We start from the raw sequence: 23,537 nt of genomic DNA on the forward strand, positions 1-23,537 counted from the left end.
GCTCTCCTCTCCGTTACCGCTCGCCGGTCACCAGCTCGCGGACTCGGCCACGACCTCGTAGGCACTGCGCACGTCGACGATGCGGGCGAACTGCGACTGGTCGATCTCGATGCCCCACTCGCGTTCGAGCGCGGCCAGCACGTCCATCAGCGCGAGGGAGTCGGCCGAGTAGACGTCGATGAAGTTGCTGTCGTCGTCGAGATCGGTGACCTCGAGCTCGAGGTGCTCGGCGACGATCTCCCTGATGCGGTCCATGCGTTCGGTCAGTGCGAGGGTCATCACGCTTCTCCATCCGTGGCTTGCGGTTGATCTGACATGCGGTTGATCTGGCTCTGCGGTCGGTCTGGCTCGAATTCGAAAGCTAGGTTCGCCGGGTGACAGCCTGCTGACGCCGTGCTGACGTGCCTTCGTGACCGTTCGATCACGCAGTGCTGAACCGGGTGAACCACCCATGTTTTCGTCATGTGGCGGCACGGGATCGGGACATGACCGACCCGTGCCACGTGCACTGGCGGTTACCACGGCAGGCTGGGAAGGTGGAATCAATCATTCTTTCGCGTGAGTGTCACCGTAGGGCGAGGGGTCAGTGACTAATGCGTATACAAATATTGGGGCCATTGTTCGTAGAACACGAAGACCAACCACATGACATCGGGTCGGCGAAGTCCAGGACGATATTGGCGATGCTGTCGCTCGGGGTCGGCCTGCCGGTCACCGTCGACCAGCTCGTCGACGAGCTGTGGCCGGACAGCGCCACCGGCAACGCCCGCAACGCGCTGCAGGCGAACATCGTCCGGCTGCGCAAGCGGCTGTCGCAGATCACCGGGGAGAGCGGCGACCAGATCGTCCGCACCACCAGCATCGGCTACGTGCTCGCGCTGCCGAGCGAGGCGATCGACGCGCAGCGCTTCCTCACCACGGCCGAGCAGGGCAGCAGGGCGGTGGGCACCGACCCGGTCCGCGCCGCCGAGCTGCTCGGTACCGCGCTGCGGATGTGGCGGGGGCCGGCGCTGCTGGACGTCGTCGGCGGCCCGCGCTGCCGGGGCGGGGCCACCTCGCTCGACGAGCGGCGGCTGGCCGCGCGGGAGGACCTGATCGCCGCGAAGCTCGCCACCGGCGCCGAACGCGTCGTCGTTTCCGAGCTGCGGCAGCTCGTCACCGAGCATCCGGAGCGGGAGAAGTTCAGCGAGCAGCTCATGCTCGCGCTGTACCGCAGCGGACGGCAGGCCGAGGCCGTGGACACGTTCCACTACGCGCGGCGCTGGCTGGACACCGAGCTGGGCCTGGCACCGGGACGCGGGCTTTCCCAGCTCTACCACCGCATCCTGAACCACGACCACGTACTGGGCTGAGCTGGTTTCACTGGGGCTTGTCTCATCCGTGGGGGCGGACGAGGATCGCGCGCTGGGGATGTTTTCTTTCTGGGGCTCTTTTGCTTGGGGGATCCTGTTCCGGGGGATCTGGGGATCTCGCCGGGGTGGGGGCCGCGCCGCGGGGGCGGTGCGGATTGGACGGCGCCAGGTGCCGTGACCGGACTCCGGCACCTGGCCACCCGATTTCATCGAACGATGGCCGAAACGCTCTCGGGAACCTTTTCCCGAGAGCGTTTTTCGCGTGTGGAGCCCGGAATGGTTCGTGTCCCCGAAGGCGTCCTTCAGGGACTCTGACGCCACTTTTCGCGCCTTCGCGGGTATGCGGGGCTGTTCGTGCCCGGAAAGGTGCTCCCGCAGCGGTCAAGGCGAGGCTCGCTGCGCATGCCCCGAAGGGAGCCTTCGGGGAATGTGGCGCCGCGAAGGCGTCCTTCAGGGCATGCGGGGCGCCGTGCCGGATGCCGTGCGAGATGCCGTGCGAGCCGGGAACGTGGCGTCGAACGCCGCGAAGGTAGCCGTCAGGCATCACCATGCCCCGCACCGCGAGGGACGAGATCGCGGCGTCAGTGTCCCCGAAGGTCACCTTCGGGGCATGGTTGCTCACGCTCGCGATGCATTGTGGACAGTGCGCCGAGGGATCACTCTGCGTGTGGTGTCGGAGACATCACGCTGAGGTGATCAGGAGGCCGTCCGGGCTATGACGGAAACATAGGCGCCTCGTGACTCCGGCACTGGTGACTCACGGTGAAATTAGAGCAGAATCATTCCCATGCCGCTCCACTGATCAGCGGCACCGCGACACACTGGAGGGATTCCCATGCCTGCTCTGCGTGAGAACAGTGTCACCACTTCGACCAGCCAGCTCCCCGGCGCCCGTGCTGATTCCGGCGTCGACCTCGTCATCGAACAGCTCGACGGCCGCAGCCTGCCGATGGGCGGCATGCTCTCGCCGACCTCGATCTGCTGGGGCGGGACCATCCCCGCCGTGCGCGGCGGCATGTGAGCCACGGCCATGTCCATCGAGGGGGATCTGGTCGGGTTCGGGCGGCACCTCCGCCCCGAGGTCGTCGCGGATGACGCGGTGTACCTCTTCTCCGAGAAGAACGTGACGGCGGTGCAGGGCGGGCACATCGAGCGCCTGGTGCCGCTGCTGGACGGCAACCGCGACCTGGCCGCGGTGCTCGGGGCACTGTCCTCGGACGCCGCGACGGAGGCGGAAGCCGTCGTCGCCAAGCTGGTCGAGGCCGGCCTCGTGACCGTGCGCCAGGAGAAGCGCGACGACGACCCGGACCCGGCCGCGTCGGCCTACTGGGAGGCGGCAGGGGTCGCCGTCTCCGGTGGGCGCGGCGTGGCGACGAAACGGGTCGACCTGATCCCGCTCGGCTGGTCCGGCTCGCAGGAGATGCTCACCGCACTGCGCTCGTCGGGGGTACGAGCCGACCGTGCGACCGGCGTCGAAGGCGACGCCGACCTGTCGATCGTCCTCTGCGAGGACTACGTCGACCCCGGACTGTCCATTGTGGATGCCGAGCACCGCACCGCGGGGCGGCCGTGGATGCTGGCGAAGATCGTCGGCAGCGAGGTGTGGCTGGGACCGTTCTTCGAGCCTGGCGGCACCGCGTGCTGGCACTGCATGGCGACGCGGCTGTGGGCGCACCGCCAGGCCGAGAAGCACGTGCAGACGGCGCTCGGGCACGAAGGCCCGGCACCGCGCCCGGTCGCCACCCTGCCGCCGCTCTTCTCCGCGGCGGGTCATCTCCTTACCCTTGAGGTGATGAAGTGGCTCGCCGGCTATCGGTACCCGGGACAGCGCGGCATCTGGACCTTCGACAGCTTCGACCTCGCGGGCACCCGGCACGAGGTGCACCGCCGTCCGCAGTGCCACGCCTGCGGTGACGTGACGATGCAGCGACGGCTCGCACAGGCTCCGGTGCGCCTGAACAGCAGGCTGCGCAGCGAGCACACCGGGGGCGGGCACCGCGCGCTGGCGCCGGCACAGGTGCTCGACACCTACCGGCACCTGATCGGCGGCCTGACCGGGGTGGTCAAGGAGATCCGCCGGGACGATCGCGGCCCCGAGCTGTTCAACTCCTTCCGCTCCGGCCCGAACCTCGCGGTCGCCGCGGGCAGGCTCGACGGTCTTCGCGCGATGCTGCGCTCGGAAAGCGGCGGCAAGGGCGTCACCCCGCTGGACGCCGAGGTCGGCGCGCTGTGCGAGTCGCTGGAGCGGCATTCCGGCAGCTTCCACGGCGACGAGCACCGCGTGCGGGCCAGCATGAACTCGCTCGGCGAGCAGGCGGTGTCCCCGGACGCCTGCCAGCTCTTCGACGGGCGGCAGTACCCCCGCCGCGCCGAGTGGAACGCCTCGCACGCCGCGTTCCAGCACGTGTGCGACCCGTTCGATCCCGCGGCCGAGATGGACTGGACGCCGGTGTGGTCGATGACCGGGCAACGGCACCGCTACCTGCCGACCGGGATGCTCTACTTCGGCGCACCCCGCGAGCCGGGCTCGTGGATGGTCCGCGCCGACTCGAACGGCAACGCCGCGGGCGCCAGCCTGGAGGACGCGATCCTGCAGGGCGCGCTCGAACTCGTCGAGCGCGACGCCGTCGCGCTGTGGTGGTACAACCGGACCCGCCAGCCCGCGGTGGACCTGGACGCCTTCGGCGGCCCGTGGCTCGCCGAAGTGCGCGCCGCGCACGCCGGGCTCGGGCGCGAGGTGTGGGCGCTCGACCTGACCTCGGATCTCGGCATTCCGGCGATGGTGGCCGTATCGAGGCGCACCGAGGCGGCCGAGGAGCAGATCATGTTCGGCTTCGGCGCGCACCTCGACCCGGAGGTGGCGCTGCGGCGGGCGATGACCGAGCTGAACCAGCTCATGCCGCCGGTGCTCGAACTCGCTCGCAACCCCGGCTACGACTGCGGGGACCCGGACGCGTCGGCGTGGTTGCGCGATGCGACCGTTGCCGCGCACCCGTACCTGCTGCCGGATCCCGGCGCGGCGGCGCGGGTGCCGTCCGGCTACGGGTACCGCCCGCAGGACGACCTCGCCGACGACGTGCGCACCGTGCACGAACGGCTGCGCGCGGCGGGACTGGAGATGCTGGTGCTCGACCAGACGCGGCCCGACATCGGGCTGCCCGTGGTCAAGGTCGTGGTGCCCGGCCTGCGGGGGTTCTGGCGCAGGCTGGCGCCCGGACGGCTCTACGACGTGCCGGTGCGGCTGGGCAGGCTCACCGAGCCGACCGCGTACGCGGATCTCAATCCGGTTCCGATGTTCCTGTGACACCCCCGTGGGCCGGTGGCGAAGACGTGATGCGAGAGGAGGGGCGGCGATGATGATGGTGGACGGCCTGCGGGCCTGGCTGCGGAACCGGGTGCGCCCGGTCGCCCGCGACACCCGCCCGCACGGCGACGCCGGATCGCACTCGCCCCGCATCTTCGACGTCCGTTCCGCAGGCGAGTGGACCGAGCCGGTCTTCGCGCCGAGGAGGCTGTGGTCGCTGCGCGAGGACGTGCTGCTGGAATTCGACGATGACATGACGGGGGTGACCGTCGCGACCGAATGGGGCGATATCGCGCTCGGCCATCCGGGTGACACCGTGCGCGAAGCGTTGCGCCGCATGACACTCGGCCCGACCGTGCTGACGCACCTGTTCGCGCCGGACGGCGACGGCTCGGACTGGCTCCGGCTTTCCACCGTGCTCGCCGAAATCGAGCACTGCGTGGTGCATTCACTCGAATGCCGTCCCGGCGCGGGATCCTGCCTGTCCGCGGTGCCGATTTCGCGGTTCGCCGGGTTCGTCCTCCCCGCCATCGAGGCCGAGGACCGGATGCGCCTTTCGCGGTTCGCGGCGATCCGCCTGAGCAACGGCGAACTGGTGCTGGAGTCGCCGCTGTCCCGGCATCGGGTGATCCTGCACCAGCCGCCGGCGGTGTCGGTGGTCGGCGCGATCGGCGACGGCGCCACGCTCGACCAGGTCGTGCACGACACCCGGCTGCCTGCCGAGCTGGTGCGGGCGCTGGCCGAGCACCTCGCCGCGGTGGGCATGATCGTGTTCGGCGAGCCGGACGACGGCCAGGGCCGCACCTGGTTCGCCGAGGACCACGACCCCGAACTCGCCGCGTGGTCGCACACCGACCTGATGTTCCACGCGCGCACCAGGACGGGCAGGCGGCACGGCCCGATCGGGGCCACCTTCCCGCACCACGGGGCACTGCCGCCGGCGCCGGTGGTCAAACCGGTGCCGGAAGGGGAGCGGTTTCCGCTCTACACGCCCGACATCGCCGAGGTGGCCCGCACCGACGGCACGCTCACCGAGGCGATGGAGACCAGGCGCTCCTTCCACGAGTTCGCCACCCGCGCACCGACCGCGAAACAGCTCGGGGAGCTGCTGTTCCGCAGCGCGCGGGTGCGCTCGATCCAGCCGCACGCCCTCGAAACGGTGCAGGACATGGCCTCCGACCGGCCGTACCCGAGCATGGGCGGGCGGCACGAACTCGAGCTGTACCTGACCGTCGAGCGCTGCGAGGGGCTGCCGTCGGGCACGTACCACTACGACCCGTGGGAACACGCGCTCACGCGGATCAACGGTGACGTGGCGGAAGCGACCGAACTGCTCGACGCCGCGCGGGTGACCGTCGGCACCGCGGGCAGGCCGCCGGTGCTGATCACGATGACCGGCCGGATCGCGCGGCTGTCCTGGACCTACAGCGGGATCGCGTACTCCACCTCGCTCAAGCACGTCGGCGTGCTCCAGCAGACGTTGTACTTGGTGGCCACGGCGATGGGACTGGCGCCGTGCGCGCTCGCCGTCGGCGATCTCGAAGCCACGACGAGAGTGCTGCGGCTGGACTGGCCGTCCGAAGTCAGCGTCGGCGAGTTCGTCGTCGGCGTGCGCGCGGAACAACGGAACTAGTGCGGGGAGTGGCAGATCGCTGACGGTCCGTGAGTTGGACTTTTCCGGGGCCGCAACATAGTGTTAATCCAGAGCCTGGGGAGCTGTCCAACGCCGTTGTGGGTTTTTTGGGCCACGGGGGAAGTATATGAGGTCTGATTCCCGGACGTCCGGCGGCGAGTTGCCCGCCGTCTCGAGAAAGGCGCCCACGATGGTCGGCCTGCGCGCCGAGACCCGAGGTGGTGACGATTTCTTCGGCGGGTCGGCGCTCGCGCCGCGGCTGAGCAGGCTGATCGTCGGGTCGGTGTTCACCTGCCTGTGCGTGGTCGCCTTCCTCACCATCGTGAATCTGCATCTCGGCGACGGTTCGATCATTTTGGCATTGCTCTGTATGGGCTCATTGCTGCTGCTGCAAATGACATATGTGTCGCCCCGCGCGGGGAATTTGCTGTACGGCACGCGGTGGTACGCGGTCCTGCTGGCGCAGGCGTGCCTGGTGTACCTGCCGATGTTCCTGTTCGGGCAGGCATGGGTCGGGATGCCCGGTTTCTTCGCCGGGTCCGCGCTGCTGGTGCTGCCGGTGCTGCCCGCCGCGGTGGTGTTCGCGCTCGTCGTGCTGAGCATGGCGGTGCTGCAGCTTTCCTACACCGGCTCCGCGTTCGACATCATGTACACCACGGTGTCCACGGTGATCACCGGTCTCGTGGTGTACGGCCTGTCCCGGCTCGCGAACCTCGTCGCCGAGGTGCACGCGAAGCGCATGCGGCTGGCCGAACTCGCGGTGGCGGAGGAACGGCTTCGCTTTGCCCGTGATTTGCACGATTTGCTCGGTTACAGTTTGTCGGCCATCACCCTTAAGAGTGAACTAGCGCATCGGGTGGTGCTTCAACACCCGGCACGGGCGCAGGACGAACTCAGCGGAATCCTCGATATCGCGCGCACCGCGCTCGCCGATGTCCGGACCACCGCGGCGGGCTACCGCGAAATGTCGCTCGAGGGCGAGTCCGACACCGTCCGGTCCGTGCTCGCCGCGGCCGACGTGCAGACCAGGATGGACATCGCGGTGCGGGACATGCCGCCCAAGGTGGGCACCGTGCTGGCCACGGTCCTGCGCGAGGGTGTCACGAACCTGTTGCGGCACAGCAACGCGAGGCACTGCGAGATCACCGTGCGGCGGCACGGGAACACGGCGAGGATCGACATCGTCAACGACGGCGTGCTCGAGGACGGCACCGCGAAGAAGGAGCCGAACGAGCTGGGCGGCAGCGGGATCAGGAACCTGTCCCGCAGGGTGAGCGAACTCGACGGCGAACTGCTGGCGGGTGTCGAGGACGGCCGCTTCCGGTTGCGCGCGTCGGTCCCGCTTCCCGCCGAGCCCGTCCGCGGCTGAACCTCTTGCGGCGGAGGCGAACCCCCATGCCCCGAAGGACGCCTTGAGGGCATCTGACGCCGCCTTCTCGCCCCTCGCCGGCACCTTCGACGTATGAACAAGCCCGCCCCGGATGCCCGCGAGAGCGGGAGAAGCGGCGTCGAATCCCGTGCGGGTCACCTTCAGGGAATGGTGTGCGCCAACGCATTCGCGCGTAAACGACCGGATTTCCGTTGCCCTGGAATGGTTAAACGGCGTTCAAGAGGTGCCGTGCCCGTAGGAGGCGGCGGTCAGAGCCAGCCGGTGTCGCGGGCGATGCGGACGGCGTCGACGCGGCTGCGCGCGTTGAGCTTCGTCGCGATGGTGGTGAGATAGTTGCGAACCGTTCCCGCGGAAAGGAAAAGCCTTGTCGCGATCTCGACGGCTTCGGCGCCGTCGGCGGCCAGTGCCAGCACTTCCAGCTCGCGTGGTGTGAGTGGACACTCGGCGCTGTCCAAAGCGGCCAGTGCGAGCTGGTTGTCCACCACGCGTTTTCCGGCGTTCACCGAGCGGATCGCGTCGGCGAGTTCCTTCGCCGGTGCGTCTTTGAGCAACAGCCCGCCGACCTTGGCGGACAACGCCCTGCGCAGCGTGGCGGGGCGGCCGAGGCTGGTGACGATGAGGGTGCGGACCCGGGGAGTGTGCTCCTGCAACAGCTTCACCGCGCTGAGCCCGTCCAGCAGGGGCAGATCGATGTCGATCACCGCGACGTCCGGCTGGTGTTTTTGCACCGTGGGCAGGATGTCCGTGCCGACCGCGGCTTCCGCGACGACTTCGATGTCGGGCTCCAGGTTCAGCAACGCGATCAGCGCACCACGCACCATGTGCATGTCCTCGGCCAGCACGACCTTGATCAAGCCCGTCCACCTCCCGCGCTCCACTGTCCACTCTATCCCGCCGGACCGCGGATTTTGGCTGAGAAACCACAACATCGGGTGGGTGAACCGAATCGTGGCACGGTGGGGCGGACGAGTGTCGCGGGTGGTCACGGCACGGCTACGGTGAGCTTGCCGTCGGCGAGGAAGAGCGCGGAGTCGGCGAAACCGGTTGCGGTGGCGTCGGTCGAGGCGAGCAGGACGGTGCTGCCGCTTTCGCGCAGGAGGCGGAACAGGTCGCGGCGCTCGGCGGGGTCGAGGTCGGCGGCGGGCTCGTCGGCGACGATGACGGCGGGCGAGACCGCCAGCGCGCGGGCGAAGGCGACGCGGTGCTGCAGCGCGCGGGAGAGCGAGTCGGCGCGCTCGTAGCGGTGCGCGGTGAGCCCGGTGCGCTCCAGCAGTTCGTCCAGTTCTCCGTCGGCGAGGGCGCGCCCGGCCAGGCGGAGCGGGAGCTCGACGTTCTCCTGCACGCTGAGCGCGCCGACCAGCATGGGCGAGCGGCCGAGCACGCCGATGCGCTCGCGGCGCAGGGCGAGGAGGCCGTCGTCGCCGAGGAGGCCGAGGTCGGTGCCGCCGATGCGCACCGAGCCCGAGGTGGCGCGCTCGAGGCCCGCGACACAGCGCAGGAGCGCGGCGGCGCCGCCGTCCTCGGTGCCGATGATCGCGGTGACGCTGCCGGCGGCGAGCGAGAGCGAGATGCCGTTCAGCGGCGTCGACGCCGTGCCGCCGGCGGTGCGCACGGAGTCGAAGTAGATGCCAGCCGCGGTCCCGTTCATGATCATCGCTCCTCTGCCTGGGGCTTTCCCGGCTCGCTGCCGGACAAGAACAACGATATGGAGATCGCGGACGGGATCCGATGGTGGTGAATGGCGTCTCTCGGGGGATCTACGTCCACCCCCGTACCGGTGATGGCCGCCAGCACGCAGCGTCAGCGCTCGGCGAAGGGCCGGAAGCGGCGCTAACCGCTCACTGGCCGAAGTCGGAGCTCAGCCAGCGCTCCGGCCGCGCGGTGAAGAGCACGAACGTGCCGGTCGGCTCCTCGGTCTCGCTCTTGGCGAACGCTTCCGCCGCGTCGGCGGGGAGGTACCGGGAGATGATCGCGCGCACCTGATCGGCACCGGGTGCGCGGTCCGCGCCGGTCACGGTGCATTCGACGGTCACGTACTTGTACGGGAACTCCGGCTGCTGGACGCAGAAGCTGAACTTGCCGGCGCCTTCGAGCAGCCGCGTCTTGCGCGCGGTGCGGCCCTGCGTCCCGGTGAAGAAGCTGAGGTCGCCACCGGGGGTGTAGGCGTACCAGACGGGCACGGTCAGCGGCGGCCGGTCGCCGGGGTCTTCGATGCTGAGCACGCCGATGCGCGGCTCCGCCAGAAAGTCCTCGCGCTCGGTTTCGGTGAGTGTCCTCGGCATCGTCCGCTCCTGTTCGTCCAGTGAATCTCTTGAGGGAACTGACCGTAGCAGACAAAGTTTCCTGAGGGAACACACTGGGCTAGACTGGTGCCATGCAACGAACCCAGTTCGGGAACATGACCTGCTCGATCGCCCGCACGCTCGACGTGATCGGGGAGCCGTGGTCGCCGCTGATCCTGCGCGACGTCTACGTGGGCCTCACCCGCTTCGAGCAGCTCCGCGAGGACCTGAACATCTCGCGGAAGGTGCTGACCGTCCGGCTGAAGTGGCTGGTCGACAACGGCGTGCTCGAAGCGCGCCCGTACTCCGACCGGCCACCGCGCCACGAGTACGTGCTCACCGAGCAGGGCAGGGAGCTGTGCGACCTGCTGCTGACCATGGTGCACTGGGGCGACCGGTGGCGGGCGGGGTACGCCGGGCCGCCGGTGCTCTACCGGCACCACGCGTGCGGCCAGATCGCCCACGTGGAGCCGACCTGTTCGGAGTGCGGCCAGCCGATGCACGCGACGGACGTGGACGTGCTGCCCGGCCCCGGCTCCGCCGGTTACGACCAGGACTAGCGGTGCAGGCTGACGGCCCGCTCAAGCGGCGCCGCCGCTTGTGAACCACTGGATTAGCCCAGATCGGCCTCGGGGCGGATTTCGATGGTGCTGCCCGGCTGGTGCAGTTCCAGTACCACCAGCTCGTTGCGGCCCGCGCGCCACAGCGGCTTCGGCGCGTACAGCGTCTTCTGCGGCCCGATCTTCCAGTAGCGGCCGAGGTTGAAGCCGTTGAGCCAGACGATGCCCTTCTCCCAGCCGGGCAGCGCGACGAACCCGTCCTCCGGGGCGGGCACGGTGACCGAGGCGCGGTGGAAGGCGGGCCCGGCGCCGGGGCTGCCCGCGCCGAACCGCAGCTTCGACAGGTCGTCGAGCGGCAGCGGCCTGATCTCCCAGCCGAACAGCTTCTGCTGGGTGTTCAGCGCGACCCAGCCGTCGATGCCCTTGCGGTCGGCGAGGTACGGGCCGTAGTTCACCCTGCCCATCGCGTCCACCAGGATGTCGAGCCGGTTGCGCTCGCCGGGCAGGGTGAGGTCGATCTTGCCGCCGGGGGTGTTGCGGTCCAGCACGCCGACCTGCTCGCCCGCCAGGAACACCAGCGCGCGGTCGGCGAGGCCGTGGATGCTCAGCGGACCGTGGTGCGGCCCCTGCACCGTGGTGCGGTAGTGGATGAGCCCGGTGGACTGGCCGACGCTCTCCATCGGCACCGGGCGCGCCTTCCGGACCGGCTTGGAGAGCGCCGGCAGCGAGCCGAGCAGGGAGACGGCGGCGTCGGGTTGCACGGTTTGCGCGGCCAGCCGCGGCGATTTGCCCGGCACCGGTCCCGGCGGCAGTTCGGTGTGCTTGCCGAGCACGGCCCTGATGGCTTCGAACTTCGCGCCGAGGTCGCCCGCTTCGCCGACGGGGGAGTCGTAGTCGTAGCTGGTGATCGTCGGCTGGTAGGTCGTGCCGGAGGTGTTGGCGCCGCTGGTGAAGCCGAAGTTGGTGCCGCCGCACGCCATGTACAGGTTCACCGACGCACCGGCCGAGAGCAGGGTGTCGACGTAGCCCGCCATCTCCTTCGGGTCGCGGGTGTTGTGCTTCTCGCCCCAGTGGTCGAACCAGCCGTCCCAGAACTCGGCCATCAGCACCGGCTTGCCCGGCTGGAACTTCCGGATCGCGTCGATGCCCGGCTTCGGGTCGCCGTCGCCAGTGCCGGCTTCGAGGGTTCCCGGCAGCGAGCCGAAGCGCATGTAGTGCTCCGAGGCCCCGTCCGCGGCGAAGAGCAGGCTGCGCAGGCCGCGGGCGCGCAGGCTGTCCCGCAGGTGCGCCAGGTACGCGGTGTCGTTGCCGTAGCTGCCGTACTCGTTCTCGATCTGCACCGCGATGATCGGCCCGCCGCGGCCCGCTTCGAGCGGGGTCAGCCGCGGGATCAGCTCGTCGTACCAGGCGTCGACGGCTTTCAGGTAAGCCGGATCGAGGCAGCGCAGCTCCAGCTCGCGATCGGCGAGCAGCCACGACGGCAGGCCGCCGAACTCCCATTCCGCGCAGATGTACGGGCTGGGGCGCACGATCACGCGCAGCCCGAGCTCGCCCGCGAGCCGGACGAACCGCGGCAGGTCGCGCCACCCGTCGAAGCCGGGACGTGATTTCGACGGCTGGTGGAAGTTCCACGCGACGTAGGTCTCGACGGTGTTCAGCCCGAGCGCGCGCAGGCGCAGCAGCCGGTCCCGCCACTGGTCGGGGTGGATCCGGAAGTAGTGCACGGCCCCGGAGATGACCTGGAACGGCTCGCCGTCGAGCAGGAACCGCTCACCGTCGACGCTCAGCCCCCGGCGCCCCTCGGCACCCGCTGGCCCGGCGAACACCGCACTGGTGAACAGCGTGCTCACGGCCGCCACCCCTGCGGCGGCCGCCGCGTTGCCGAGGAAACCCCTCCTGCTGAGCGAGCCCATGGGACCGTCCCGATCTGTTCGAAGTTGAGTGAACCTGTTGAGTTTCGAACATGATAAGACGCAATCACACAAATCGGTAGGGTCAACCGAGCAAGATCGTTCCCGCGGAGCCGTCGACGGTGATCACCTGCCCGGTCCGGATGCGCCGGGTCGCGCCGGGGACGCCGACCACCGCCGGGATGCCGTACTCCCGCGCGATGGTCGTGCCGTGCGAGATCATGCCGCCGGTTTCGGTCACCAGCGCCGCCGCGGTCAGGAACAGCGGGGTCCAGCCGGGATCGGTGGTGGCGGCGACGAGGATCTCGCCGGGTTCCACGCGCGCGCCGTCCGGATCGTGCACCACGCGCGCCGCTCCGGTCACGCGGCCCGCCGACGCGGCGAGGCCGGTCAGGTCCGCGGCGGTGCCGTCGCCGTCCAGTTCGGGAACCGTGCCGTCGGACAGAATGATCGACGGCACCCGCTGGCGCCGTTTTTCCCTTTCGTGGCAAGCTTTCCGGTCGGCCACCGTGGCGCGGAAGTCCTCGCCTGCCACCGCCGCGCGCACTTCGGGGAGGTCGAGGAACACGATGTCGTCCGCGGCGGCCAGCTTCCCGCCGGTGACCAGTTCCGCGCCGATCGCCAGCAGTTGCGCGCGGAGCAGGGCGAAACCGCGCATCAGGCACAGCTTCGGGAACTCGCGCAGCCCGCGAAGCGCACGGGAGCGGTGGAGCAGGAACCGCACCAGCCACCGGCGCGGCGGCGGGACCCGCGCCGCCAGCTCGTCGATCTTCGCGATCGCGGCCGCCGCCGCGCCGGCGAACCGGCGTTCGGCATCCTCCTCCGGGGCACGGAGGAAGTTGGCGAGCATCGCGAAGACCGGTTCGGGGTCGTCGGACCAGCGCGGCACGCCGAGGTCGATTTCGGCGGTGGCGCGGCACCCGTAGGCGGACAGGAACTCCGTCACGCCATTGTGGACGTTCGGCGGCAGGGTCTCCGCGGCGTACGCGGCCGCCAGTTCTCCGGGCGCGGTGCCGAGGAGGAGGGGCGTCTCGGAGCGGAGCGCGGTCGCGAGCCGCCACAGCGCCAGGTCCATCTCGGTGGTCGGGTTGTGCGGCACGCCGCCGAACGCGGTGGTGATTTCGGCGGCGGTGGCGTGCTCGCCCAGCAGTTCGGCGGCCCGCTGCTGGGCGACGCTGCCGGCCGTGTTGGCGTCGCGCGGGAGGTTCGCTTCGATGCGGCAGACCTCGGAGTGCACCGACTCGACGAACTCCAGCCGTTGCTCCGCGGTCGCTTCGGCCGGACCGGCGAACCGGCCCAGCAGCTCCTCGGCGCGCCGGAGCACCCGCGCCCGCGCCGCGTCCGGCCACAGCAGCGCGGGCACCATGCGTTCCCATCGCCTCCTGCGCGGTCCAGGCGATGCGGCGGTTTCCCCGAGCACGGCAGGAAACCGCGGGTCCGCCCCGAGCTGGGTGACGATCCGGCCCGTCGGCGCGGCGAGGCTGTCCACGAAGGCGGCCATCCTGTCCCGTTTGGACTCGTCGCGCACGCCATCGGTGATATCCCAGTAGAGCCATCCGTCCACTGTGGATATCTCGGCGGAGAAACCGAGCGCGCTCATGTACTTGCTCATACCGCGCTGGCGTTCGCGGACGAAGAAGGCGCCCATCGGCGTGAACGGCCGGGAGATCCCCTGGTACACGTTGACCGACCAGTACGCGCGCGTGCCTTCGCCGCCGGGCTCCGGGACCGGGAACAGCGTGGTGATCGGCCGCGACTGGGTGATCCACAGCTCGCCGTCACCGTCGATCGCCCATTCGACGTCCTGCGGCGAGCCGAAGGCCGTCTCCAGCGCCTGCCCCAGTTCGGTCAACCGGGACAGGTCGGATGTGGAAAGGCAGCCGCCCCCGGCCGGTTCACCGTCTTCGGTGAGCCGGTAGTGGTCCGGTGTCACGGTGCCGGAAACCACCGCTTCGCCGAGTCCCGGCGCGGCCTCGACGACGGTCTCGGCGCGGTTCCCGGTCACCGGGTTCGCGGTGTACAGCACGCCGGCGAAGGCCGCGTCGACCATCTTCTGCACCACCACCGCGATGACCGGATCGGCGTCCGGGCAATGGTTTTCGCGGTAGTGCGTCGCACGGGCCGTCCACAGTGAACCCCAGCACTGGCGCACCGCGTCGAGGACGGCCGCGCTCCCGCGCACGTTCAGGTAGGTGTCGTACTGCCCGGCGAAACTCGCGTCGGGGAGGTCCTCGGCCGTCGACGACGACCGCACGGCGACGGCGACCGGCTCCGACCCGGAAAGCTCTTCGTAGGCCCGCGTGATGGCGTCTTCGATCTCGCGGGGCACGAGCTCGGCTCGGACGTAGGCGGTCGTGGTCACGCAGAACCCTTCTGGCACGGCGAAACCGCGCGAAAGCATTTCCCCGAGATTCGCCGCCTTGCCGCCGACGAACTCCTTCATCGTCGCGTCGGTCTCGGCCAGCGCGCGTACGAACACGATGCCACCTCCCAGTGATCAGGTGCGGGCATCGTTTCCGCTCAACCGCGGTTGAGCGCAACTTGACCTCAACCTAGGTTGAGCAACAAGACTCGGGCCGTGACCGCGAAGGGCCTGATCGACACCACCGAGATGTACCTCAAAGCCGCGTACGAACTGGAAGAGGACGGCGTGGTGCCCCGGCGCGCGCGGCTGGCCGACCGGTTCGGGCACAGCGCGCCGACGGTGAGCCAGACGGTGGCGAAGCTGCACCGCGACGGACTCGTGACGGTGCTCGAAGACGGCAGGCTCGAACTTTCCGCGCGGGGGCGGCGGCAGGCGGTCAAGGTCGTGCGCAAGCACCGGATCGCGGAGGTGCTGCTCTACCGCGTGATCGGGCTGGACTGGTCGCAGCTGCACGTCGAAGCGTGCCGGTGGGAGCACGTGGTGTCGGACCACGCCGAGCGCCGCATCGCCGAACTGTGCGGATGGCCGGGCGAATGCCCGCACGGCAACCCGATTCCCGGCCTCGGCACCGCGCCGGGCGACACGCGCACGGTGCTCTCGGCGGTCGCGGACGGCTGGCACGACGGCGTGCTGCACCGGGTCAGCGAACGCGGGCAGGACGACGTGGTGTTCCTGCGCGCACTGCACGCCGCCGGGGTGCTGCCGGGAACGAGGATCACGCTCGCCGCCCGTCCCGGCTCGGCGTTCGAACTCGGGGGCGGCGAGGGCGCCGTCACCGTCGACCGGCGCCAGGCGGAGCTGCTCGTGCTCCGCGGGTGAGATCTCAGTGCGCGATCAGGTGCTTCGCCAGCTCGACGACCTTCGGTGCCAGCGTCCGCAGTTCCTCGGCGCGGCCCGCGATGAGCGCGTTGGCGACGAGCGAGCTGATCCCGCCGGTCAGGATCCGGCAGGTGAAGCGGTGATCGGGCAGCGCCAGCCAGCCCGGCTCCATCGCCAGCGCGGCGTCGAGCAGATCGACGAACCGGTCGGCGATCTCGACGCGCTTGCGCTGCGCCGCCGGGCCTGCCGAGTAGCACTCGACGAAGAACACGCGCGCGATCGCCGCCTCTTCGGCCAGGGTGGCGAAGTACGCGGTCAGCACCCGCTCGAACCGTTCCAGCACGCTGGCGGCGCCCTCGGGGCCCGCGTACTCGGTCAACGCGCCGGCGAACAGCGCGGACGCGGAGTCGAGCACGGTGAGGAAGCACTGCTCCTTGTCGGTGAAGTGCTGGTAGAACGTTTCCCGTGAGACGTGCACCTTCTTCAGCACGTCGGCGACGGTGGTGCGGACGTAACCCTTCTCGGCGACCACCTCGGCCATTCCGAGCAGCAGCCGTCCGCGCTGGGAGGCACGGACCTCTTCGCGGCTCAGCCGGTGCCGTCCCCGTGGCAGCGCTTCGAAGTCGCGGGCGTCACTCATGCGATCGCCTCGCTCCGCGAGACAGTGTCCAACTCCTTTGGCGAATGACGTCTTCGATTCGCTCGCAAGCGTCGCTCATCCGGACAAGATTAACAACCGTTCACCCCACCGGCTCGAGATCGGGCTCGGCCGGTGCCGCTTTCGCGACGCGCACACCGCGGAACGCCAGCGGGATCAGGACCAGCGCGACCGTCAACGACAGCGCCATGCTGATCTCCGGCTCGCTGAAGATCTGACCGCCCGCGTAGCCGAGCAGGGCTTCGTAGGTGGTCCAGAGCGTGAGGCCGATCGCGGACGCGGTGAAGAACTCGGTGACCGGGCGGCGGAGCGAACCCGCGAGCAGCGCGCCGACGAGCCCGCCGGAGGGCACCCAGCGTGCGATGACGAGCACCCGGCGTGGGCGGCGCCGCAGCCGCGTGTCGACCCAGCCGATCGCGGCCGCGAACCGGCGACGGCGGCTGAGCCTGGCGACCAGCACCCGGCCGCCGGTCCGGCCCGCGAGGTAGAGGAGCTGGTCGGAAACCAGCCCGCCGACCGTCCCGGCGGCGATCACGAGCGCGAGTGACGGGCCGTCACCCTGCGCCGCCGCGACCGCCATGCCGATGATCGTGACGTCGGAGGGCAGGAACGGGACCATCGTGATGCCCAGCAGCACGAGAAGGCCCGTCACGGAAGTGTCCACCCTTCCATTTACCCGCGGCGCCGGGCGTGGCGCTCGCGATCATGGCGTATTCACAGCAACCGGACAGGTGGCGGACGGATTCCCGGGATCAGTGCGATCTCCGCTACACGGGGGCGCTCGGTCAGCGCGCGTTCCGGAGCAGGGTTTCGGCGATGCGCCTGGCTTCGAACGCGGGCTCGGGGGTGCCGGTGACCGCGGCGGCGGCGATCGCGCCCTCGGCCAGGAGGTACACCGCGTGCGCGACCTCGTCGGGGTACCCGCTCGCCAGCCCGGTCAGCAGCGCGCGGAACTCCTGCTTGTGGCGCCGGGCCTCCCCGGCGACGCCCGCGTTGGTCGGTCCCAGCTCGCCGTAGGCGTTCAGCCACGCGCAGCCGCGGAAACCCGGCTCGGAAAACCACTCGCCGAGCCAGTCGAAGAGCGCGAGTACCGGATCGCCCGACTGCCCGGTGCGCGTGCGGATCGCCGTCATCATGCGGATGTGCCGCCGTCGCAGGAACGCGACGACGAGATCGTCCTTGCCGGGGTAGAGCTGGTAGATCCGCTTCAGCGGCAGCCCGGCCGCGGCGCGCAGCTCGTCCATGCCGACGGCCTGGATGCCGCGTGCGTAGAACACCCGCTCGGCGGCGTCGAGCAGCTTTTCCCTCGCCGGGTCTTCGGGATCGGGCACGGTTCGAGGGTACTCCCACCGCCCATTTTGGACACACCGCAGGAACACGGTGGGGGCGATTCCCGCGCGGAAACGAGCGGGGGCGCGTGCGTCGAATTTGCGGCCACAGCGCCCGAGCTTGCCGCGCAAGGCCGGGCTCAGGGATTCGCGGGATGGCCGACGGCCAGGATCGCGAGCGGGTCGTGGCCGTCCGGGACGACGGGGAGCGCGCGGAGCCGCTCGTCGTCGAAGCCCGCGACGAGCACCGCGCCGAGTCCCTTCGCGGTCGCCCACAGGTAGACGTTCTGGCTGGCGTGCCCCGCTTCGAGCCAGAGGTAGCGTTCGCCGCGTACGCCTGCCGGGGGTTGCTCGGCGAACGCGGCACGTGCCGCCGCGAGGTCGCCGCCGAGCACCAGCAGCGCGGGTGCCGTGCCGAGCCAGGCTTCGTCGGCGAGGGAGGCGCGCGCGACGGCGTCCCGGTGATCGCGCGGGTCACCCGGCCGGAGCGCGCCGGTTTCCGTTTCGTACCACTGGATTCCGGTGTGCCCGGTCACCGCGCACACCGACAGCGGGTGCCGTGCGTGCGCGGACGGGCTCGTGCGGTGCCCGTCCCCGGTCGAGCCCTGCGCCGCCCACAGCAGGCCGGTGAGTTCGTCGAGCCCCAACGGGGTGGCGGCGAAGTCCCGGCGGCTCCGGCGGCGGGCGAGCAGGTCCGCCAGCGCGGTCACCGGTTCTCCTTCGCGAGGATCCCGCCCTCGACGAGCGTGGCGAGGCGCGCGCTGAGCACGCCGGAGGCGATCCCGAGCTGATCGCGGAACTCGCCGAACCTGGTCGTCCCCGAGAACGCTTCGCGCGGCACGAGGAAGCTCCCCCGGTCATGTGACGTGGTCGGCATGAGCCCAGCCTAACTTCGAAGTACCAACTCAGGAGGCTCGCACTCGACGCGATCGGGGTCGCCGCGCTGCCCTGAACCGGACGGCCGGGAACTCCGCGCCCCCGCCGTCCGACTCCCTGAAGGGAGAGCCGGTGGACGGACAGGGGAAAGCGCGTGCGTGGGTGGCTGCTGGGCGTGACCGGCCTCGCGCTCGTGGTCCTGCTGGGCATGACCGCGGTCTCCGGTGACGTCCACGGCCTGCTCGGCAACGCCGATCCCGGCCCGCTGACCGGGTACGGCAGCGCGGTGCTGCGCCTGGCCGCGGACGGTTTCGGCGCGGTCACCGTCGGCGGCCTGTGCTTCGCGCTGTTCGTCGCGCCGGGTGTGGCGCCTGGCACGGTGTCGGCCGGGGCTTACCGGGCGCTGCGGCTGGCGGGCAACGCCTGCGCGGGATGGTGCGCCGCGGCGGCGGGCATGGTCGTGTTCTCGATGGCCGACGCCTCGGGGCAGCCGGTGTTCACCGCGCTCGCGCCGCGGGTGTTCCTCGAACTCTTCGATGCCACGGAAGAACCGAAGGCCTGGCTGGTCACCTTCGCGGTCGCGCTCGTCCTCGCCGTGGCGAGCCGGTTCGTACTGTCCTGGCGCGGCACGGCCGCGCTGCTGGCGGCCGGGACCTTCGCGCTCCTGCCACCGGTGGTGGTCGGCCACGCCGAAGTCGGGGCATGGCACGACGTGGCGACGAACGCGATCCTGTGGCACGTGGTCGCCGCCTCGGTCTGGGCAGGCGCGCTCGTCGCTTTCCTTTCCTCGCGCGAAGAAGACCGGGCGCTCGTGCGGCGCCGGTACCACCGGCTCACCATGACCTGCTGGGGCGCCCTCGGCCTTTCCGGGATCGTCGAAGGGTTCCTGCTGGCGGGCCCGGACGGGTTCACCGGCCGCTACGGCCTGTTCGTGCTCGCCAAGGCGGCCGGGTTCGCGGTGCTCGGCGCGGCGTGCGTCTGGCTGCGCCGCCGGGCGCCGTCCCGCGTGGTGGTGGTCGAACTGGCCGTGCTGGCCATCATGACGGCCGTTTCGGCGGGACTGGCCCGCATCCCGCCGCCGACCTTCTTCACCCGCGCGCCCTCGGCGCAGAACACCATTCTCGGTTACGAGGTCCCCGACCCGCCGACCGTGCTGAGGATGGTGCTGGGCTGGCGGTTCGACCTCGTGTTCGGCACGGTCGCGATCCTCGCCGTGGCGCTGTACCTGCTCGGGATGCGCCGCCTGCGCCGCCGCGGCGACGCGTGGCCGTTCGGCCGCGCGGTGGCGTGGACCGGTGGCTGGGCGGTGGTCCTCGTGGTGACCTCCTCCGGCATAGGCGTGTATTCGCCCGCGATGTTCAGCACGCACATGGCCGTCCACATGGCACTGACCATGCTCGCGCCGGTGCTGCTCGTGCTCGGCGGCCCGCTGACGCTGGCGTTGCGCGCGCTGCCCGCGACCGACCGCGCCGGACCGGCGGGACCGCGCGCCTGGCTGCTCGCGCTCGTGCATTCGCCGGTGGCGCGGTTCCTCACGCATCCGCTCGTCGCCGCCGTGGTGTTCGTCGGCTCGTACTACGTGCTGTACTTCAGCGGCCTGTTCGGCGAAGCGATGCTGTACCACTGGTCGCACCAGCTGATGAACGCCCACTTCCTCGTCTCGGGCTACCTGTTCTACTGGCTGGTGATCGGCGTCGACACCGGCCCGAGGACGCTGCCGCACCTCGCGCGGCTCGGCATGGTGTTCGCGGTGATGCCGTTCCACGCCTTCTTCGGCGTCATCGTGATGAACAAGCAGGACCTGATCGGCGAGACATTCTACCGCTACCTCGGTGTGCTGTGGAACCCCGATCTGCTCGCCGATCAGCGGCTCGGCGGCGGGATCGCCTGGGCTGCCGGGGAAATCCCGCTCGTGCTGGTGATGGTCGCGCTCCTCGCGCAGTGGGCCCGCCACGACGATCGCGAGGCGCGCCGCGTCGACCGGCGCCTCGATTCGGGCGCCAGCGACGAATTCGACGCGTACAACGCCATGCTCGCCAAACTGAGTAGGGGAACGAAGACATGACGGTGACCGCACCCGCCGCGACCGAGCGGGCCGAGCTGGCGATCGGCGGCATGACCTGCGCCGCCTGCGCCGCCCGCGTGCAACGCGCGCTGAACAAGCTCGACGGTGTCGAAGCGACGGTCAACTTCGCCACCGAGAAGGCTTCGGTGCGCTACACCGGTGAGCTGGCCGCGGTCATCGCCAGGGTGGAGAAGGCCGGGTACACCGCGGCACCCGTCCAGTCCGAAGTGGACGAAGACCGGCACGGTGCCCGCGCGCTCGACTTCCGGCGCCGGATGACCGTCGCCGCCGTGCTGTCCATCCCGTTGTGCGACCTGTCCATCACGCTCGCGCTGGTGCCGTCGCTGCGCTTTCCCGGCTGGGAGTGGCTGTGCCTCGTGCTGGCCGTCCCGGTGGTGTTCTGGGCCGCGTCGCCGTTCCACCGCGCCGCGCTGCGCAACCTCCGGCACGGATCGTCCAGTATGGACACCCTGGTATCGCTGGGCATGGTGGCTTCGTTCGGGTGGTCGTGCTTTTCGCTCGTGTTCGGTACGTCATCGGAACCGGGGTACTGGCTCGGCTTCGGCGTCACCGCCTCTGGCGCGAGCACGATCTACTTCGACGTCGCCGCGGGCGTGGCGACCTTCCTGCTCGCGGGCCGGTACTTCGAGGCGCGCTCCCGGCGCAGCGCGGCCGGCCTCCTGACCGCGCTGGAAGCGTTGGCGGCAAAGGAGGTCCGGGTGCTGCGGGACGGCGTCGAGCAGCTGATCGCGATCGGCGCGCTGCGCCGCGGCGACGAATTCGTCGTCAAGCCGGGGGAGCGGGTCGCGGCGGACGGCGTGGTCGTCGACGGCACCTCGGCGGTGGACACCAGCGCGGTCACGGGCGAGCCGGTGCCGGTGGAGCTGGCCGACGGTGACCGCGTGGTCGGCGGCACCACCAACGTCAGCGGCAGGCTGGTGATCAGGGCGACCCACGTCGGCGCGGAGTCGCAGCTTTCCCGGATGAGCTCGGCCGCCGAACAGGCGCAGGCGCGCAAGGCGAACGTGCAGAAGCTCGTCGACCGGGTCTGCGCGGTGTTCGTGCCGGCCGTGCTGGTGCTGGCCGCGGGCACCCTCGCCGCCTGGCTGCTGACCGGGCACTCCGGCGCGGCCGCGTTCGGCGCCGCGGTGTCGGTGCTGATCATCGCCTGCCCGTGCGCGCTGGGACTGGCCACGCCGACCGCGCTGATGGCAGGCGTCGGCCGCGGCGCGCAGCTCGGCATCCTGATCAAGGGCCCGGACGCGCTCGAAGCGACCCGCGCGATCGACACGGTGGTGCTGGACAAGACCGGAACCGTCACCACCGGCCGGATGGCGGTGACCGCGGTGCATCCCGCGCCCGGTGTCGCGCGCGCCGAACTGCTCGCCCTCGCGGGCGCCGTCGAATCGTCCTCGGAGCACGCGATCGCCACTGCCATCGTCCGCGAGGCCAGCGAGGAAAACCTCCCTGCGGCGACCGGGTTCGAGGCGCTGCCGGGGTTGGGCGCCCGTGCCACCGTCGACGGCCGCGCCGTCCTGCTCGGCCGCGAGCGGCTGCTCGCCGAACACGGCGCCGAGGTCCAGGACAGTCTGAAAAGGACGGTCGAGGACGAGGCGGAACGCGGTGCGACGGTGGTGTTCGTGGCCGCGGACGGCCGCGCGATCGGCGCCTTCGCGGTGCGGGACGAGATCAAACCGTCGGCAGCCGCGGCGGTGTCCGCGTTGCACCGGCTCGGCCTGCGCACCGTCCTGCTGACCGGTGACCACGAGGCGACCGCGCGCGCCGTCGCCTCGGCGGCCGGGATCGAAGAGGTGTTCGCCGGGGTCCTGCCCGCGGAAAAGGCGGCGACCGTGGAACGCCTGCGCGCGCAGGGCCGCACCGTCGCCATGGTCGGTGACGGCATCAACGACGCGGCCGCGCTCGCCACCGCCGATCTCGGGCTCGCGCTCGCCGACGGCACGGACATCGCGATGAAGGCGGCCGACGTCATCCTGGTGCGCGAAGACCTGCGCGTGGTCCCGGACGCGGTCCGGCTCGCGCACCGCACGCTGCGCACGATCCGCGGCAACCTCGCCTGGGCGTTCGGCTACAACCTCGCCGCGCTGCCGCTGGCCGCGTTCGGGCTGCTCAACCCGTTGATCGCCGGCGCCGCGATGTCGGTGTCCTCGCTGCTCGTCGTCTCGAACAGCCTGCGCCTGCGGAACTTCGCCGGCGTGCGGGGCGGTTCAGGCCCCCGGTAGCTGGGTCGTCGGCGTGTCCAGCGGCGACGGTTCGGGCGCCGGCGTCCTGGGGCGCCGCTCGCGGAAGATCCAGCCGCCGATCAGCCCGCCGCCGAAGCCGAACGCGTGCGCCTGCCAGCCGATGCCCTCCTGCGGGAGCAGCGACGCGAACTGGTAGGCGAAGCACAGCGCCATCACGAGCCCGAGCACGATGTCGATCAGGTGCCGGTCGAACAGGCCGCGCACCAGGATGTAGCCGAAGTAGCCGAACACCACGCCGCTCGCGCCCGCGCCGACGGTGCCGGGGGCCTGGGTGAACCACGCGCCGACGCCCGCCGCGACCGCGATCAGCGCCGTCACGCCGAGGAACTTCTTCACCCCGCGGTAGGCCGCGAGGAAGCCGAAGATGAACAACGGTCCCGAATTGCCCTCGATATGCGCCCAGCTGAAATGCAGGAACGGCGAGCTGAACACCTTGGGCAGCGAATCGAGCTCCCTCGGCTCGATGCCGTAGTCCCTGCTCAGCCCGTAGTCGTCGAGGGAGTTGAAGATCTGCAGCACCCAGAGGACGGCGAGGAACCCGACCATGACCCAGAGCGCCTTCTTGGCCTCCGCGATCATCGCTTCGGCGCTGCCGCCCGCTCTCGTGTCGATGGTGCTCATCGTGATCCTCCCGGTCGCGATTCCCTGCCCGAAGGATAGCCCGGTGACTCCGG

General features: G+C 70.5%; 21 protein-coding genes. 9 read left to right on the forward strand and 12 right to left on the reverse strand.

Features of this window, described 5'->3' with window-relative positions; genetic code table 11:
- Positions 1–27 precede the first annotated feature (27 nt).
- A complete protein-coding gene (locus tag ABD256_RS31330) occupies positions 28–279 on the reverse strand; it encodes an acyl carrier protein (protein ID WP_344427174.1) in 252 nt (83 codons plus the stop codon).
- Positions 280–593: 314 nt separating this feature from the next.
- Here ABD256_RS31330 and ABD256_RS31335 point away from each other — a divergent pair, with 314 nt between their 5' ends.
- From ABD256_RS31335 to ABD256_RS31355, 5 genes are all read left to right on the forward strand, one after another.
- Positions 594–1,352, forward strand: a complete 759-nt coding sequence (locus ABD256_RS31335) for an AfsR/SARP family transcriptional regulator (RefSeq protein ID WP_344427176.1) — start codon at positions 594–596, stop codon at positions 1,350–1,352.
- A gap of 835 nt (positions 1,353–2,187) precedes the next feature.
- Positions 2,188–2,373: a hypothetical protein gene (locus ABD256_RS31340; protein ID WP_344427178.1), complete on the forward strand. Its 186-nt coding sequence runs from the start codon at positions 2,188–2,190 to the stop codon at positions 2,371–2,373.
- A gap of 9 nt (positions 2,374–2,382) precedes the next feature.
- Complete coding sequence (locus ABD256_RS31345; protein WP_344427180.1) at positions 2,383–4,656, forward strand: TOMM precursor leader peptide-binding protein; 2,274 nt, start codon at positions 2,383–2,385, stop codon at positions 4,654–4,656.
- Positions 4,657–4,705: 49 nt separating this feature from the next.
- Positions 4,706–6,289, forward strand: a complete 1,584-nt coding sequence (locus tag ABD256_RS31350; protein ID WP_344427183.1) for a SagB/ThcOx family dehydrogenase — start codon at positions 4,706–4,708, stop codon at positions 6,287–6,289.
- A 127-nt stretch (positions 6,290–6,416) separates the two neighbouring features.
- On the forward strand, positions 6,417–7,658 hold the full coding sequence (locus ABD256_RS31355; protein ID WP_344427186.1) for a sensor histidine kinase: 1,242 nt from the start codon (positions 6,417–6,419) through the stop codon (positions 7,656–7,658).
- A gap of 269 nt (positions 7,659–7,927) precedes the next feature.
- Here the strand turns inward: ABD256_RS31355 and ABD256_RS31360 are convergent, their stop codons facing one another.
- The 3 genes from ABD256_RS31360 to ABD256_RS31370 form a co-directional block, all read right to left on the reverse strand.
- On the reverse strand, positions 7,928–8,533 hold the full coding sequence (locus ABD256_RS31360; RefSeq protein ID WP_344427189.1) for a response regulator transcription factor: 606 nt from the start codon (positions 8,531–8,533) through the stop codon (positions 7,928–7,930).
- Between the two features lie 128 nt (positions 8,534–8,661).
- Positions 8,662–9,327 carry an ATP-binding cassette domain-containing protein gene (locus ABD256_RS31365; RefSeq protein WP_344427192.1) on the reverse strand — a complete coding sequence of 222 codons (666 nt, stop codon included), beginning with the start codon at positions 9,325–9,327 and terminating at the stop codon, positions 8,662–8,664.
- Positions 9,328–9,517: 190 nt separating this feature from the next.
- Positions 9,518–9,961 carry a pyridoxamine 5'-phosphate oxidase family protein gene (locus ABD256_RS31370; RefSeq protein WP_344427194.1) on the reverse strand — a complete coding sequence of 148 codons (444 nt, stop codon included), beginning with the start codon at positions 9,959–9,961 and terminating at the stop codon, positions 9,518–9,520.
- A gap of 92 nt (positions 9,962–10,053) precedes the next feature.
- On the opposite strand from ABD256_RS31370, the gene ABD256_RS31375 reads away from it, so the two are divergent.
- Positions 10,054–10,521, forward strand: a complete 468-nt coding sequence (locus ABD256_RS31375) for a winged helix-turn-helix transcriptional regulator (RefSeq protein WP_344427197.1) — start codon at positions 10,054–10,056, stop codon at positions 10,519–10,521.
- A gap of 53 nt (positions 10,522–10,574) precedes the next feature.
- On the opposite strand, the gene ABD256_RS31380 is transcribed toward ABD256_RS31375, so the two are convergent.
- Together ABD256_RS31380 and ABD256_RS31385 are read right to left on the reverse strand one after the other, a co-directional pair.
- Positions 10,575–12,434, reverse strand: coding sequence for a glycoside hydrolase family 35 protein (locus ABD256_RS31380; protein ID WP_344427200.1), 1,860 nt, complete (start codon positions 12,432–12,434; stop codon positions 10,575–10,577).
- Between the two features lie 82 nt (positions 12,435–12,516).
- Positions 12,517–14,910, reverse strand: a complete 2,394-nt coding sequence (locus ABD256_RS31385; protein ID WP_344427203.1) for a PEP/pyruvate-binding domain-containing protein — start codon at positions 14,908–14,910, stop codon at positions 12,517–12,519.
- Positions 14,911–15,009: 99 nt separating this feature from the next.
- Here ABD256_RS31385 and ABD256_RS31390 point away from each other — a divergent pair, with 99 nt between their 5' ends.
- A complete protein-coding gene (locus ABD256_RS31390; RefSeq protein WP_344427206.1) occupies positions 15,010–15,675 on the forward strand; it encodes a metal-dependent transcriptional regulator in 666 nt (221 codons plus the stop codon).
- 4 nt (positions 15,676–15,679) lie between these two features.
- Here the strand turns inward: ABD256_RS31390 and ABD256_RS31395 are convergent, their stop codons facing one another.
- From ABD256_RS31395 to ABD256_RS31415, 5 genes are all read right to left on the reverse strand, one after another.
- Positions 15,680–16,315, reverse strand: a complete 636-nt coding sequence (locus ABD256_RS31395) for a TetR/AcrR family transcriptional regulator (RefSeq protein WP_344427209.1) — start codon at positions 16,313–16,315, stop codon at positions 15,680–15,682.
- Between the two features lie 100 nt (positions 16,316–16,415).
- Positions 16,416–16,985 (reverse strand): DedA family protein, encoded by a 570-nt coding sequence (locus ABD256_RS31400; protein ID WP_344427212.1) that lies wholly within the window; start codon positions 16,983–16,985, stop codon positions 16,416–16,418.
- A 133-nt stretch (positions 16,986–17,118) separates the two neighbouring features.
- Positions 17,119–17,664, reverse strand: a complete 546-nt coding sequence (locus ABD256_RS31405) for a TetR/AcrR family transcriptional regulator (RefSeq protein WP_344427215.1) — start codon at positions 17,662–17,664, stop codon at positions 17,119–17,121.
- A gap of 137 nt (positions 17,665–17,801) precedes the next feature.
- Positions 17,802–18,371 carry a nitroreductase family protein gene (locus ABD256_RS31410; protein WP_344427218.1) on the reverse strand — a complete coding sequence of 190 codons (570 nt, stop codon included), beginning with the start codon at positions 18,369–18,371 and terminating at the stop codon, positions 17,802–17,804.
- Positions 18,368–18,538, reverse strand: coding sequence for a winged helix-turn-helix transcriptional regulator (locus ABD256_RS31415; RefSeq protein WP_344427221.1), 171 nt, complete (start codon positions 18,536–18,538; stop codon positions 18,368–18,370). Before ABD256_RS31415 ends, ABD256_RS31410 begins: the two co-directional genes overlap by 4 nt.
- 153 nt (positions 18,539–18,691) lie before the next feature.
- Between ABD256_RS31415 and ABD256_RS31420 the strand changes: the two genes are divergently transcribed.
- Together ABD256_RS31420 and ABD256_RS31425 are read left to right on the forward strand one after the other, a co-directional pair.
- Positions 18,692–20,602 (forward strand): bifunctional copper resistance protein CopD/cytochrome c oxidase assembly protein, encoded by a 1,911-nt coding sequence (locus ABD256_RS31420; protein ID WP_344427224.1) that lies wholly within the window; start codon positions 18,692–18,694, stop codon positions 20,600–20,602.
- Positions 20,599–22,842, forward strand: a complete 2,244-nt coding sequence (locus tag ABD256_RS31425; RefSeq protein ID WP_344427227.1) for a heavy metal translocating P-type ATPase — start codon at positions 20,599–20,601, stop codon at positions 22,840–22,842. Before ABD256_RS31420 ends, ABD256_RS31425 begins: the two co-directional genes overlap by 4 nt.
- On the opposite strand, the gene ABD256_RS31430 is transcribed toward ABD256_RS31425, so the two are convergent.
- Entirely contained in the window at positions 22,828–23,484 is a 657-nt protein-coding gene (locus tag ABD256_RS31430; RefSeq protein ID WP_344427230.1) for a rhomboid family intramembrane serine protease, read from the reverse strand. The genes ABD256_RS31425 and ABD256_RS31430 overlap by 15 nt on opposite strands.
- Positions 23,485–23,537 lie beyond the last annotated feature (53 nt).

The sequence above is a fragment of the Amycolatopsis minnesotensis genome (genome assembly GCF_039529815.1).
Lineage (GTDB): Bacteria > Actinomycetota > Actinomycetes > Mycobacteriales > Pseudonocardiaceae > Amycolatopsis > Amycolatopsis minnesotensis.